The 14,232-nt window shown below is 70.0% G+C and carries 12 protein-coding genes; 8 read left to right on the top strand and 4 right to left on the bottom strand.

Going from position 1 to position 14,232, the window contains the following annotated elements; genetic code table 11:
• Window positions 1–35: 35 nt before the first annotated feature.
• Window positions 36–1,262, bottom strand: coding sequence for a tyrosine--tRNA ligase (gene tyrS / locus ACG01O_RS01920; RefSeq protein WP_394380726.1), 1,227 nt, complete (start codon window positions 1,260–1,262; stop codon window positions 36–38).
• 226 nt (window positions 1,263–1,488) lie between these two features.
• Between tyrS and ACG01O_RS01915 the strand changes: the two genes are divergently transcribed.
• Window positions 1,489–2,877, top strand: coding sequence for a M23 family metallopeptidase (locus ACG01O_RS01915; RefSeq protein WP_394380723.1), 1,389 nt, complete (start codon window positions 1,489–1,491; stop codon window positions 2,875–2,877).
• 8 nt (window positions 2,878–2,885) lie between these two features.
• A complete protein-coding gene (locus ACG01O_RS01910; protein ID WP_394380720.1) occupies window positions 2,886–3,977 on the top strand; it encodes an anhydro-N-acetylmuramic acid kinase in 1,092 nt (363 codons plus the stop codon).
• Between the two features lie 47 nt (window positions 3,978–4,024).
• Here the strand turns inward: ACG01O_RS01910 and erpA are convergent, their stop codons facing one another.
• From erpA to rplM, 3 genes are all read right to left on the bottom strand, one after another.
• Window positions 4,025–4,387 carry an iron-sulfur cluster insertion protein ErpA gene (erpA, locus tag ACG01O_RS01905; RefSeq protein ID WP_394380717.1) on the bottom strand — a complete coding sequence of 121 codons (363 nt, stop codon included), beginning with the start codon at window positions 4,385–4,387 and terminating at the stop codon, window positions 4,025–4,027.
• A gap of 99 nt (window positions 4,388–4,486) precedes the next feature.
• Window positions 4,487–4,879: a 30S ribosomal protein S9 gene (rpsI, locus tag ACG01O_RS01900; RefSeq protein WP_394380714.1), complete on the bottom strand. Its 393-nt coding sequence runs from the start codon at window positions 4,877–4,879 to the stop codon at window positions 4,487–4,489.
• Between the two features lie 9 nt (window positions 4,880–4,888).
• The gene (gene rplM / locus ACG01O_RS01895) at window positions 4,889–5,317 is read right to left on the bottom strand and encodes a 50S ribosomal protein L13 (protein WP_088482271.1); all 429 of its coding nucleotides are present in this window, start codon (window positions 5,315–5,317) and stop codon (window positions 4,889–4,891) included.
• A gap of 212 nt (window positions 5,318–5,529) precedes the next feature.
• Here rplM and ACG01O_RS01890 point away from each other — a divergent pair, with 212 nt between their 5' ends.
• The 6 genes from ACG01O_RS01890 to ACG01O_RS01865 all read left to right on the top strand — a co-directional run bounded on the left by ACG01O_RS01890 (window position 5,530) and on the right by ACG01O_RS01865 (window position 14,194).
• A complete protein-coding gene (locus tag ACG01O_RS01890; RefSeq protein ID WP_394380709.1) occupies window positions 5,530–6,324 on the top strand; it encodes a GNAT family N-acetyltransferase in 795 nt (264 codons plus the stop codon).
• Window positions 6,325–6,470: 146 nt separating this feature from the next.
• Window positions 6,471–7,358, top strand: a complete 888-nt coding sequence (locus ACG01O_RS01885; RefSeq protein WP_394380706.1) for a DUF2726 domain-containing protein — start codon at window positions 6,471–6,473, stop codon at window positions 7,356–7,358.
• A gap of 52 nt (window positions 7,359–7,410) precedes the next feature.
• A complete protein-coding gene (locus tag ACG01O_RS01880; protein WP_394380703.1) occupies window positions 7,411–8,469 on the top strand; it encodes a serine/threonine protein kinase in 1,059 nt (352 codons plus the stop codon).
• A 181-nt stretch (window positions 8,470–8,650) separates the two neighbouring features.
• Window positions 8,651–9,610 (top strand): recombinase RecA, encoded by a 960-nt coding sequence (locus ACG01O_RS01875; protein ID WP_394380700.1) that lies wholly within the window; start codon window positions 8,651–8,653, stop codon window positions 9,608–9,610.
• Window positions 9,579–10,889, top strand: coding sequence for a Y-family DNA polymerase (locus ACG01O_RS01870; protein WP_394380698.1), 1,311 nt, complete (start codon window positions 9,579–9,581; stop codon window positions 10,887–10,889). Before ACG01O_RS01875 ends, ACG01O_RS01870 begins: the two co-directional genes overlap by 32 nt.
• A complete protein-coding gene (locus tag ACG01O_RS01865; protein ID WP_394380695.1) occupies window positions 10,886–14,194 on the top strand; it encodes an error-prone DNA polymerase in 3,309 nt (1,102 codons plus the stop codon). Before ACG01O_RS01870 ends, ACG01O_RS01865 begins: the two co-directional genes overlap by 4 nt.
• Window positions 14,195–14,232: the final 38 nt, after the last annotated feature.

Raw genomic sequence — 14,232 nt, 5'->3', positions numbered from 1 at the left:
CGGCCTGGGCCGGGCGCTGCGCAGCCGCCGGCCGTTCAGCTCAGCGTGACCTTGGCGAACTTGCGCTTGCCCACCTGCAGCACGTGCTCGCCAGCGTCGAGCTTCAGGCCCTTGTCCGACAGCACCTCGCCGGCGCGGCGCACGCCGCCCTGCTCGATCATGCGCAGGCCTTCGCTGGTGGATGCCACAAGGCCGGCAGCCTTCAGCACCTGGGCGATGCCCATGGGCGCACCGGTGAGTGCCACGGAGGGGATGTCGTCAGGGATGCCGCCCTTAGAGCGGTTGATGAAGTCCTGCTCCGCCGCGTCCGCCGCCGCCGCGTTGTGGAAGCGGGCCGTGATCTCCTTGGCCAGCGCCACCTTGGCGTCCTTCGGGTTGCGGCCTCCCGCGATCTCGGCCTTCAGCGTAGCAATCTCAGCGATGGACTTGAACGACAGCAGGTCGTACCACTTCCACATCTGCACGTCGCTGATCGACAGGATCTTGGCGAACATGGTGTTGGCCGGCTCGGTGATGCCGATGTAGTTGTTCTTGGACTTGGACATCTTCTCGACGCCGTCCAACCCCTCCAGCAGCGGCATGGTCAGGATGCACTGCGGCTCCTGGCCGTACTCCTGCTGCAGGTGGCGGCCCATCAGCAGGTTGAACTTCTGGTCGGTGCCGCCGAGTTCCAGGTCGGCCTTCAGGGCCACCGAGTCGTAACCCTGCATCAGCGGGTACAGGAACTCATGCACGGAGATGGGCGTGCCGGCCGCGAAGCGCTTGGTGAAGTCGTCGCGCTCCATCATGCGGGCCACGGTGTACTTGGCGGCCAGCTGGATCATGCCCACGGCGCCCAGCGGCTCGCTCCACTCAGAGTTGTAGCGAATCTCGGTCTTGGCCGGGTCCAGCACCAGCTTGGCCTGGGCGTAGTAAGTCTCGGCGTTGGCCTGGATCTGCTCCTTGGTCAGCGGCGGGCGCGTGGCGTTGCGGCCGGACGGGTCGCCGATCAGCGAGGTGAAGTCGCCGATCAGGAAGATGACCTGGTGGCCCAGGTCCTGCAGCTGGCGCATTTTGTTCAGCACCACGGTGTGGCCGACGTGGATGTCCGGCGCCGTCGGGTCCAGGCCCAGCTTGATGCGCAGCGGCACGCCGGTGGCAGCCGAGCGGGCGAGCTTCTTGGTCCACTCCGCTTCGGGCAGCAACTCATCCACGCCACGGCGCGTGATGGCCAGGGCCTCCTGGACGGCATCGGTCACGGGATATTGCGGAGCTTGGGACATGGCGCTGGAGCGGCCCGTCTTTACACGGGCTTGGTGTTAAGTCATTGATCACTCGGGGTAAACCGGCATGCCCTTAGCAGGCTTGACGTTAGAATTCACCCCTCTCGTCGGCGAGTGTTGCAAGCACGCAACCGACCCAGGATTTTAGGGTGCTGTACCCCGGCGCCCGATCGCAAGGAACCGGCCCGACCGGGTTTGCCGCTGCGACAACCCCGGAATCTGTAGCGTGACCGTGTTTCAGCAACGCCTCCAGCACCTCCAAGCCCGCCTGCAGCGCGTCGAAGCCTTTGCCGCCCGCCATCCGCGTGCGCTGACGGCCTCGGTCGTGGGCGCGCTGAGCTGCTTTGCGGTCACGGCCTTCGGCATCGCGCCGCTGGCACCGGACGCAGCCGAGCTGCCCAAGCGCACTGTGGTGGAAACCGTGGCGGCGCCCAGCATCGAGGCGCAGCTGGAAGAACTGTCGGCCCACCGCATTGGCCTGAGCCGGGCGGAAGCCACCCGCTCCACCGACACCCCCGACACCCTGCTCAAGCGCGCCGGCGCCTTCGACCCGGCCGCCGCAGCCTTCCTGCGCGCCGACCCGCTGGCGCGCCGCATCTTCCAGGGCCGCGCCGGCAAGATGGTGCACGTCACGGCCGACGCCTCCGGCCAGGTCCAGCAGATCGTGGTGCGCTTCCCGGCCGAGAAGTCGGAACAGCAGGGAAGTCATTTCACCCGCCTGACCATCGCCCGTGACGGCGCGCGCTTCACCGCCCGCACCGAAACCGCGCCGCTGCAAGCCCAAGTGGCACTGGGCAGCGGCACCATCCGCACCTCGCTGTTCGCCGCAACCGACGACGCCAACATCCCCGACGCCATCGCCTCGCAGATGGCCGACATGTTCTCCGGCGACATCGATTTCCACCGCGAGCTGCGCAAGGGCGACCGCTTCAGCATCGTCTACGAAACGCTCACGGCCGACGGCGAACCCATCACCTGGGACAGCGGCGTGGGCCGGTTGCTCGCGGGCGAGTTCACGAACAACGGCCGCACCTACTCGGCTGTCTATTTCAAAGACAGCGTCACCGGCAAGGCCAGCTTCTACGGCTTCGACGGGCAGAGCAAGCGCCGCGCCTTCCTCGCCAGCCCGATGGAGTTCTCGCGCATCACCAGCGGCTTCGCGATGCGCTTCCACCCCATCCTGAACACCTGGCGCCAGCACAACGGTGTGGACTACGGCGCCCCCACAGGCACGGCCGTGCGCTCGGTGGGTGACGGCACGGTCGAGATGGCCGGCTGGCAAAACGGCTTCGGCAACGTGGTCAAGATCCGCCACGGCGGCGACCGCCTGACGGTCTACGCCCACCTGAGCAAGATCGACGTCAAGAAGGGTCAGCGCATCGAGCAAGGCCAGCCCGTCGGCGCGGTCGGCTCCACGGGCTGGGCCACGGGCCCGCACCTGCACTTCGAGTTCCACGCCGGCGGCCGCCTGATGGACCCGCGCGCCATCGCCCGCGCGTCGGAGTCGGTCACGCTGCCGGGCTACGCCAAGTCGCAGTTCCTGCAAACGGTGGCCAGCGTGCGCACCCAGCTGGCCGTGGCGCAAACCATGGACGGCGTCACCGCCACCGAATAAGCCCGGCCGTGGCCGCGCTCTACATCGGCCTGATGTCGGGCACGTCGCTCGACGGCACCGATGCGGTGCTGTTCGACGGCGGGCAACTCACCGTCTCCGGCCACGTGCACGCCCCGTTCGCCAGCGCGCTGCGCGACGAACTGCTGGCCCTGAACACCCCTGGCGATCACGAATTGCACCGCGCCGCACTCGCGGCCAACGGGGTCGCCCGCGCCTACGCCGATGTCGTGGCCCAACTGCTGGAAGCCACCGGCACGCCACGCAGCCACATCGTCGCGCTGGGCGCTCATGGGCAGACCGTGCGCCACCAGCCGCACGGGCCGGACGGCTACACCGTGCAATTGCTCAATGGCGCCTTGCTGGCCGAGCAGACCGGCATCGACGTGGTGTGCGACCTGCGCAGCCGGGATGTGGCGGCCGCCGGTCAGGGGGCGCCGCTGGTGCCGGCCTTCCACCGCGCGGTGTTTGGCGCCGAAAACCAAGACGTGGCGGTGCTGAACCTCGGTGGCATCGCCAACTTGAGCCTGCTGCACGCCGACGGCCGCACCGGCGGCTTTGACTGCGGCCCCGCCAACTGCCTGATGGACGGCTGGATCGCCCAACATCGCGGGCTGGCGTTCGACGCCGACGGCGCCTGGGCCGCCACGGGGCGCGTGTCACTCGCCCTGCTGGCCACGCTGCTGGCCGAACCTTTCTTCGCGGCCGCACCGCCTAAGAGCACCGGGCGCGATCTCTTCCACCCCGCGTGGCTTCAAGCGCGATTGACCGCAGGCGTGACGCCGGAAGATGTGCAGGCCACGCTGCTGGAGCTCACCGCACGCAGCGTCACCGACGCCCTGCGCAGCGCGATGCCGGCGGTCACCCGCCTGATCTGCTGCGGCGGCGGGGCCCGCAATGGGCGCTTGATGGCACGGCTGTCGGACCTGCTGCCGGGTGTTCAGGTCACCCCCAGTGCCGCACACGGGCTGCCGGTCGACCAGGTGGAAGCGGCCGCCTTCGCCTGGCTGGCACAGGCCTTCCAAAACAAACGGCCGGGCAATTTGCCGGCCGTGACGGGCGCCGCAGGGCTGCGACGCTTGGGGTGCCTGTATCCCGCCTGAGCACGCCGGCCTGATGAGGCCTGCGCGGGGCGGGTGGCTTCAGGGGCTCAGACCGAGAACGACGAGCCGCAACCGCAGGTGGTGGTGGCGTTCGGGTTCTTGATCACGAACTGCGCGCCTTGCAGGTCTTCCTTGTAGTCGATCTCGGCGCCCATCAGGTACTGCAGGCTCATGGAGTCGATCAGCAGGGTCACGCCGTTCTTCTGCATCTGGGTGTCGTCGTCGTTCACGGCCTCGTCGAACGTGAAGCCGTACTGGAAGCCGGAGCAGCCGCCGCCTTGCACGAACACGCGCAGCTTCAGGTCCGGGTTGCCCTCTTCGGCCACCAGGTCGCGCACCTTGTCGGCGGCGCTGTCGGTGAACACCAGAGGCACGGGGATGTCGGTCGGGGCGTCAAGCACTGCACTCATGGCGGGCTCCTAAGAAACGTACAGAAGACAGATATCGGGATTGTCGGCCCAAAAACAAAAGGCCGCGGTGAAGCGGCCTTTTGCTGAGTCGAGAAGCGATTAACGCTTGCTGAACTGCTTGCGGCGACGGGCGCCGTGCAGACCGACCTTCTTACGCTCGACTTCACGCGCGTCACGCGTAACGAAGCCGGCGCGGCTCAGTTCGGGCTTCAGGGCTGCGTCGTAGTCGATCAGCGCGCGGGTGATGCCCAGGCGCAGCGCGCCAGCTTGGCCGGACTCGCCGCCACCGTGCACGTTGACCTTGATGTCGAACGCTTCACCATTGTTCGTCAGCAGCAGGGGCTGCTTGGCGATCATGATGGAGGTCTGACGACCGAAGTAGCTGTCGATGGTCTTGCCATTGACGATGATCTGGCCCGTGCCCTTCTTGATGAAGACGCGAGCGACCGACGACTTGCGACGGCCGGTACCGTAATTCCAGTTTCCGATCATGGCCGTTCCTTAGATCTCGAGAGCCTTGGGCTGCTGAGCGGTGTGCGGGTGCGTGGGACCTGCGTAAACCTTCAGCTTCTTGACCATGGCGTAACCCAGCGGGCCCTTGGGCAGCATGCCCTTGACGGCCTTCTCCAGCGCGCGGCCGGGATGCTTGGCTTGCATGTCCTTGAACTTCGTGGCGTAGATGCCGCCAGGGAAGCCCGAGTGACGGTAGTACACCTTGTCGGTGGCCTTGTTGCCGGTGACACGGAGCTTGTCGGCGTTGACGATGACGATGAAGTCACCGGTGTCGACGTGAGGCGTGTAGATGGCCTTGTGCTTGCCGCGCAAACGGAGTGCCACTTCGCTGGCAACACGTCCGAGCACCTTGTCGGTGGCGTCAATCACAAACCACTCGTGCGTCACTTCGGCCGGCTTGGCGCTGAAGGTCTTCATGAATGTGCTTTCGCTGTGCCGACCCCTTCAAAACAAGGGGCCAGCGTTGGATGGCTGAAACTGCTCCGGCCTCGGTGCTGCTTCTGAACGCAGCCTCTCAACACGGATCTTTCCCGCAGCCTTTTGACGGAAAAGCCCACGAGTGTAGCAGCGAGCACGGTGGTTTGAAACCCCTGCGCCCGGTTACGCTTGTGAACACTGCTGGTTCTGCCATGTCCACGCTCCCGCCCACCCCGCACGCTCCGCCGGAGGAACTCACGGCGGACTGGACGCATGAGCTGTCGGCGTTCGGCCCCGATGCTCCCGACCCCACCGCCACGCGCGCCCCCAGCGGCCCGCTGGCGGGGGCCCGGGCTGCGCTGGGCCGGCTGTCGACCTGGGTGCCCATCCGCTCGCTGGGGCGGCGTCACCGGCACCGGCTCATCGAGCACCTGCTGGCGCTGGACCCGCACGACCGCTACCTGCGCTTCGGCTACCCCGCGTCGGACGAGCAGATCCGCAAATACGCGCTGGGCATCGACTTCCGGCGTGACGAGGTGCTGGGCATCTTCAACCGCCGGCTGCAGTTGATTGCCCTGGCTCACGTGGCCTACGGTCAGACGCTGGAAAGCGACCCCGCCCGCACGATGGCCGAGTTCGGCGTGTCGGTGCTGGCGCAGTCACGCGGGCGAGGGCTCGGGCGGCGGCTCTTCGACGCGGCGGCGCTGCACGCCCGCAACCGCGGCATCGACACCCTGTTCATCCACGCCCTCACCGAAAACCTGCCCATGCTGCGCATCGCCGAAGCCGCGGGCGCGGTGGTGGAGCGCGACGGCGGTGAATCGGCCGCCTGGCTGCGCCTGCCGCCCGACACCTTCGGCTCCCAGGTGGAGCAAGCCCTGGAACGTCACCTGGGCGAGCTGGACTTCCGGCTCAAGCGCCAGGTGCAGGTGCTGGGCGACATCGTGGACGGCGTGGCCGAAGTCAAAGCCCACTTCGACGCCGCCGGCCGGGCCGCACGGCAGTAGCACGCGCCCGCGCCTGCTTGGCGCCCCCTCGCCCCTCAGGCCGGGGGAATGCGGGCTAGCGAGTACTACTTTTTGGGGACGTTGCGCTACATTCTTTCGCTTCGCGCCAGGGGTTTGGCGCCACGGATCACCGCCTCACAAGGGACATGCCGTACGCCGCTTACTGGATCGCCGCCCTGGCCGCATGTGTGCTGGGCTTGGCTGTCAGCCTCATCTGGGCCTTGCGGCGGCCGGCTTACGCCAACAAGGGCTTGCCGGTGGAGTGGTCCCTCACCGCGCGGCCGGTGTTCAGCACCGATGAGCGCCGCGTGTTCCGTCTGCTGCGCGAAGCCCTGCCCCACCATGTCGTGCTGTCCAAGCTGCCGCTGGTGCGTTTTTGCCAGCCCACCGAAGCCAAGGAAGTGCGCTACTGGTTCGACCTGCTTGGCGCCTCCCACGTGACGTTTGCCGTGTGCAGCCCCAACGGTCGCGTGCTGGCGGCCATCGACCTGGAAGGCGAGCGCGGCGCCACGCCCCGCAGCCTGCAGATCAAGCAGGCCGTGCTGTCGGCCTGCCGGGTGCGCTACCTGCGCTGCGCCATGGATCAACTGCCCAGCGTGGCCGAACTGCAATTGCTCGTGCCGCAAGGCAGCAACCCACGCGGCCCGCTGCCCGCCCCCTCGCCGGCGCACACCCTGGGCCGCCGCCGCAGCGCCCTGGGCGAAGATGAACACGGCAGCGACTGGGGCCAGTTCTCTCAGCCACTGCCGCTGTGGCAAGACGCCAGCGCCTTTGGCGGGCATGACCCCTACGGCGAGCCCTACGCCCACCGGGCACCCACGCAGCGTCGCGCCTCGCTGCCGGACGTGCCGCCCCCCGCGGCGCCAGCACCCCAGCGCCGACTGCCGCCACGGCACCTCGACACCGCCCGCTTCAACCCCCGCACCCTGCCGGTGCTGGACGATGCCGACGAGGAAGCCATGATGGACGACATCGTCGGCGTCGTGGTGGACGCCCCGCGCTACGCCAGCGAACAGCGCCCCCGCCGCCGCTGAGCGGCGCACCGCCGCCCCACCACCCGCAAAGCAGTCCGGCGACACTCGCCGGATGCACCACGCCACCCCTGACCTCAGCTTCGGCGACCTGACGCCGGAGTTCATGCTCGACGCGCTCGATGCCACCGGCCTGCGCGCCGACGGCCGGCTGCTCCAGCTCAATTCCTTCGAGAACCGCGTGCTGATGCTGCACCTGGAGGAGCCCCGCGCCGGCAGCACCGCCGCGGTGGCCAAGTTCTACCGCCCGGGCCGCTGGACCGACGCGCAAATCCTGGAAGAACACGCCTTCGCAACCGAACTGGCCGCGGCCGAAGTGCCCGTGGCCGCACCCTGGGTGCTGGACCACGGCTCCACGCTGTTTCACCACCAGGGTCAGCGCCTGGCCGTCACGCCGCGCCAGGGCGGCCGAGGGCCCGAGCTGGAAGACCCCGAGGTGCTGCGCTGGATCGGCCGGCTGCTGGCCCGCCTGCACACCGTGGGCCGCCAGCGCCCGTTCGAGCACCGCCTCGCCTGGGCCAGCGCCGCCCCCGCCCAGGCGGCGCGCGACTGGCTCATGCAGAACGACGCCCTGCCACCAGAAATCGCCCCCACCTGGGACGACGCGGCCCGCCGCTGCATCGACGCCATCCAGGCCGCCTTCGACACCCTGCCCGACCTGCCGCTCACCCGCCTGCACGGCGACTGCCACCCCGGCAACATCCTCTGGACGCCCGACCGTGGCCCCCACTTCGTGGACCTGGACGACGCCGTCACCGGCCCGGTCGTGCAAGACCTGTGGATGCTGCTGCCCGGCGAGGCCGATGCCGCCCGCCAGTTGCTCAACGCCGTGCTCGACGGCTACGAGCAGATCGCCGAATTCGACGACCGCGAACTGCGCCTCATCGAGCCCCTGCGCACGATGCGCATGATCCACCACAGCGCCTGGCTGGCCCGCCGCTGGGGCGACCCTGCCTTCCCGCTCGCCTTCCCGTGGTTCGGCACGCCCAACTACTGGCTGGACCAAGTGGCCAAGCTGCGCGAACAGCTGGAAGCCATGCGCCCGCGCGACAGCGCCGCGCCGCTCACCCGCGACGAAGACGAAGTGAACTTCGACGGCGACGGCTTCGCCTGAGCCGCCGGGCCCGGCTTGCCGGGCCTCCCCCTCGCGCCCCTCCCGCGCGAGCCACCCGGGCAGCACCGCCCGCACCGCGTCAAGCCAGAGCCGGCCGGTGGGATGAAGTGCAAAAATACTGGATATACATACAGTATTGTGGTCTCATCCCTCCCCCGGTTTTCTGTTTTTCGACTCGGCCATGCTGCCCGCCCCTGCCCCTCTCTCCGCCCGTGTGCCCCCGCCCACACCAGGGCGGCCGGCGACCGCCCCTGCCGCACCCGAGGCCGCCGACGCCCTGGCCCGCCTGCAAGGCCGGCTCTGGCGCGGCACCAGCCTGGGCCGCACCGCCGAGCCCGTGCTGGCCAGCGGCTTTGAAGCGCTGGACGCCGAATTGCCCGGGGGCGGCTGGCCGCTGAAAGCCGTCACGGAACTGCTCACCCCGCAAGCGGGCACGCTGGAATGGCGGCTGCTGGCCCCCGCACTGCGCCGCTGGTGGGCCGGCCAGGCGCCGGCCAGCCCACGCCCACCCCACCCGTTGCCCCACCTGCTGCCCACCCGCCGCATGGCCCGCGCCGCGCCGGCGGCCGCCCTGCGCTCGCTGCTGCTCATCCACCCACCGCACGCCCCGCACCTGCCCGGCCTGCAACGCCTGGGCCTGCCGGCGTCGGCCCTGGTGTGGGTGTCAGCCCGCACGCCGGCCGAGGGCCTGTGGGCCGCCGAGCAAGCCATCAAGTCGCACGTGGCCGTGCTGGCCTGGTTGCCCCAGGCCCGGCCCGAGCAAATCCGCCGCCTGCAGGTGGCCGCACTCGGGTGCGACGCGCCCGTCTTCCTGGTGCGGCCCGAGCAGCTGGGCAGCCAATCTTCGGCTGCGCCGTTGCGCCTGGCCGTGCGCCCCGGCCCCGGCTGGGGGCTGGACGTGCACCTGATCAAGCGCCGCGGCCCCGCGCACGACGGCTGGCTCACCCTGCCCGCCATCCCGGGCGCCGTTGAAGCGCTGCTGCCCTGCGCCCCAACGCCGGCTCAGCCCTCGCCACGGCCGCACCCCGCGGCGCTGCCGGCCGCGCGGCCCGAACCCCTGGCCCCGGCCACCGCCTGGCCGGCCCCCGGCTTCCCCTTGGAGCGCCCCGATGCGCTGGCTCGCCCTGTGTTGCACGCCTGACGCCCCGGCCGGCGACACCGACGCTCTGGGCTGGCTCGCGCTCACCTTCACACCCCGCGTCACCCGGCTGGAAGACGCCGTGCTGGCCGAGGTGTCTGCCAGCCTGCGGCTGTTTCGAGGTGCCCGGGCGCTGCGGCTGCAACTGCTGACCCAAGCCGCACAGGCCGGCCTCGCCGTGGGCGCCAAGGCCTGGGCGCCCACGGCCCTGGGCGCGCTGGCACTGGCACGCGCCCCCGAGGCGCCCGCCCGCGGCCCCTTCGCCGAACGGCTGAACGCCCTGCCCCTGCACACGCTGAGCGCCGCCCAGGCCCACCACGCCATGCTGGCGCGCCTGGGCTGCCAACGCCTGGGCGAGCTGCGCGCCCTGCCGCGCCCCGCGCTGGCCCGGCGCTTCGGCCCGGCCCTGCTCACCGCACTGGACCAAGCCTATGGCGACCTGCCCGAAGCCCACACCTGGCTGACCCTGCCCGACCGCTTCGAGGCCCGGCTGGAACTGCCCTGGCGGGTGGAGCACGCCCCGGTGCTGCTGAGCTTTGCCGAAACCCTGCTGCGCCAGTTGTGCGCCTTTCTGGCGGCGCGCCACGCGGGCGTGCGCTCGCTGCGCCTGGCCTGGCAGCACGACGCCATGCGCGCCCGGGATGTGGCGGACAGCGGCGAGCTCACCCTGGCCACGGCCGACACCACGCGCGACCTCGCCCGCCTGACGCGGCTGCTGGGCGAGCACCTGGCCCGCACCACGCTGGCGGCCCCGGCGGGCGAGATCTCGCTCACCGCTGAACAACTGCTGCCGCTGCAGGCCCTCAACGCCGGCCTGCTGCCCGGCGAGGCCGACGAACACGCCCACACCACCACCCACGCCCTGCTGGAGCGGCTGTCGGTGCGCCTGGGCCCCGACCGCGTGCGCCAGGGCGAACTGCGCGCAGACCACCGCCTGGACCGCATGCAGCACTGGCACCCTTGGCCGGCCCCGGCCTCGGCCGCGCCGGCCGCCCCCGCGCTGCAGGCGCCGCCCGGCCCGCAACCCACCTGGCTGGTGGAGCCGCCGCTGCCCCTGCGCTGCGACCCGCACGAGCAACCGCTGCTGGCCGGCCCGCTGACCCGCATCAGCGGGCCGCACCGGGTGGAAACCGGCTGGTGGCAGCCCGGCGGCCTGCAAACACGCGACTACTTCGTGTACCGCAGTGCCACGCGCGGTGTGCTGTGGCTGTACCACGAGCGCTTTCCCGACCCCACCGCCCCCCGAGCCTCAGGGTGGTTCCTGCACGGGGTGTTTGCATGACGGCCGCACGCCTCCAGCCGGCGGGCATGCCGGCACCAGGGCCAGGGCCAAGCCCGGCGCCGGGGGCCGCCAGACACGGATCGGCCGAGGGCCACCGCTATGCCGAGCTGCACTGCCTGTCGGCCTTCAGCTTCCTGCGGGGCGCGTCTGAACCGCAGGAACTGGTGGAGCGCGCCGTGCAGATGGGCTACACCGCCCTGGCCCTGACCGACGAATGCTCGCTGGCCGGCGTGGTGCGTGCCCACAAGCAGCTGCGCGAAATGCGCGAGGCGGCCGCGGCCGAGGGGGCCGCCCCCGTGGCGCTGCAACTGCTCATCGGCAGCGAATTCCTCGTGCGCGACGACGCCGGCCACCCGCGCTTCAAGCTCGTGCTGATCGCACAAAACCTCAACGGCTACGGCAACCTCAGCCAGTTCATCACCCGGCTGCGGCGCGCCAGCCCGGTCAAGGGCGAATACACGCTGCATTGGCGCCAGCTCGCGCCCGAGCGGCTGACCGACTGCCTGGCCCTGCTCGTGCTGCCGCGCGAGCACCCCACCCCCACGCCCGACGCCGACCTGCTGGCCCCCGCGCAATGGGTGCTGCAGCACTTCACCGGCCGCGCCTGGCTGGCGGTGGAGCTGCTGCGCGAGGCCAGCGACGCGCGCTGGCTGCAGCGGCTGCAGGCGGTGTCCGAAGCCACCGCCCTGCCCCTGGTGGCGGCGGGTGACGTGCATTTCCATGTGCGCTCCCGCAAAGCCCTGCAAGACGTGATGACCGCCACCCGGCTGGGCCGGCCTGTGGCCGAGTGCGGGTTCGAGCTGCAACCCAATGCCGAGCGCCACCTGCGCAGCCGCTACCGCCTCTCCCGCGTGTACCCGCCCGAGTTGCTGGCCGAGACCCTGCACGTGGCCGCACGCTGCCACTTCAGCCTCGACGAAATCCGCTACCACTACCCCAGCGAAGTGGTGCCGCCTGGCGTGAGCGCCACCCAGCACTTGCGCCAGCTCACCGAAGCCGGTGCCGCCCGGCGCTGGCCGCAGGGCCTGACGCCCGAGCTGCGTGCACGCATCGAGCACGAACTCGCCCTGATCCAGGAACTCGGCTACGAGCACTACTTCCTCACCGTGGCTGACGTCGTTGCCTTCGCCCGTGGTCGGCAGATTCTTTGCCAGGGCCGCGGCTCGGCGGCCAACAGCGTCGTCTGCTACTGCCTGGCCATCACCGCCGTGAACCCCGAAGAAAGCACCCTGCTCTTCGAGCGGTTCATCAGCCGCGAGCGCAACGAGCCGCCGGACATCGACGTCGACTTCGAGCACGAACGGCGCGAAGAAGTCATCCAGCACCTCTATCAAAAATACGGCCGCGACCGCGCCGCGCTCACCGCCGTCGTCATCTGCTACCGGCCCAAGAGCGCGCTGCGCGACGTGGGCAAGGCCCTGGGCTTCAGCGACACCGAGCTGGAGCTGATGAGCAAAGACCACAGCGGCTGGTCCACCCAGGTGCTGCCCGAGGAGCACCGCGCTGCGCTGCTGCAGCAACTCGGGCTGGCGGCTGACGACCCACGGCTGCTGCAGCTCATCACGCTGGCGCGCCAACTCAACGGCCTGCCGCGCCACCTCAGCCAGCACGTGGGCGGTTTTGTGCTGACCCAAGGCCCGCTGGAGCGGCTCGTTCCCATCGAGAACGCCACCATGGAAAACCGCAGCGTCATCGAGTGGGACAAGGACGACATCGACGAACTCAAGATGATGAAGGTCGACGTGCTGGCCCTGGGCATGCTGAGCGCCATCCGGCGCTGCATCGACCTCGTCAACACGCTGCGCGGCGAGCACTGGGAACTGGCCACCATCCCGCGCGAATGCCCAACCACCTACGACATGATCTGCCGCGCCGACACCGTGGGCGTGTTCCAGATCGAGAGCCGTGCACAGATGTCCATGCTGCCGCGCCTGAAGCCGCGCTGCTACTACGACCTCGTCATCGAAGTCGCCATCGTGCGGCCCGGCCCCATCGAAGGCGGCATGGTGCACCCCTACCTCAAGAACCGCGCGCTGCCCGAGCACGAAGTGCCCTACCCCAGCGAGGCACTCAAGGCCGCGCTGTGGCGCACGCGCGGCGTGCCCATCTTCCAGGAACAGGTGATGCAGGTGGCCATGATTGCCGCCGGCTTCAGCCCCGGTGAAGCCGACCAACTGCGCCGCGCCATGGCCGCCTGGAAGCGACCCGGCGTGCTGGAGAAGTACTACGACAAGGTCGTGCTAGGCATGCGCGAGCGCGGCTACACCGACGACTTCGCGCAAAGCATCTTCAAGCAGATCAAGGGCTTCTCCAGCTACGGCTTCCCGGAAAGCCACGCCGCCAGCTTCGCGCTGCTGACCTACATCAGCTGCTGGCTCAAATGCCACGAGCCCGCCGCCTTCCTGTGCGCGCTGCTCAACTCCCAGCCGCTGGGTTTCTACACGCCCAGCCAACTGGTGCAAGACGCCCGGCGCCACCGCATCGAGGTGCGCGCCATCGACGTGAACCACAGCCACCGCGACAGCACGCTGGAGCCCGACACGCTGCCCAATATGCGGCCCGACATGCGGCCCGCCCCTGGCGAACGCCCCCAACCCGCCGTGCGCCTGGGCCTGCGCCTGGTCAACGGCCTGGGGCACGAGGCCGCGCTGCGCATCGAACACGCCCGCCGGCACGCCGGCCCCTTCGCCCACCCGCAAGACCTGGCCCACCGCGCGCGCCTCACCCAGCAAGACATGCAGCAACTGGCCGCGGCCGACGCCCTCACCTCCCTCGCCGGACACCGCCGCCAGCAGGTGTGGCAAGCCTCCGCCCTGCACGCCCTGCCCCAACTGTTGCAAGGCAGCCTGTTGCCCGAAGACGACCTGCCCCTGCCCGCCGCCGCCGAAGGCGAAGAAGTGCTGTGGGACTACGCCGCCACCGGCCTCACGCTGCGCAGCCACCCCCTCGCGCTGCTGCGCCCACGCCTGACCCAGCAAGGCCTGCTCACCGCCCGGCAACTCGACGGCGTCAAGGCCGGCCGTTACGCCAAGGCCTGCGGCATCGTCACCGGCCGGCAAAAGCCGCAAACCGCCAAAGGCACGCTCTTCGTCACGCTGGAAGACGAAACCGGCAACGTGCAGGTCATCGTCTGGCCGAAGGTGTACGAAGAACACCGCAGCACCATCCTCAGCGCCCGCCTGCTGGCCGTGGAAGGCCTCTGGCAACGCGGCGACGGCGACGTGCGCCACCTGCTGGCGCGCAAGTTCAAGAACCTGAACCCGCTGCTGGGAAGGTTGCCGACGGAGAGTCGGGATTTCAGGTGAGGCGGACGCGGGCTCGGGCGCGCGACGAGACCGATTCG

This window comes from Pelomonas baiyunensis, assembly GCF_043555935.1.
GTDB lineage: Bacteria > Pseudomonadota > Gammaproteobacteria > Burkholderiales > Burkholderiaceae_C > Pelomonas > Pelomonas baiyunensis.
The sequence above is the reverse complement of the archived record's forward strand: the minus strand, read 5'-3'. Positions and strand labels throughout refer to the sequence as shown.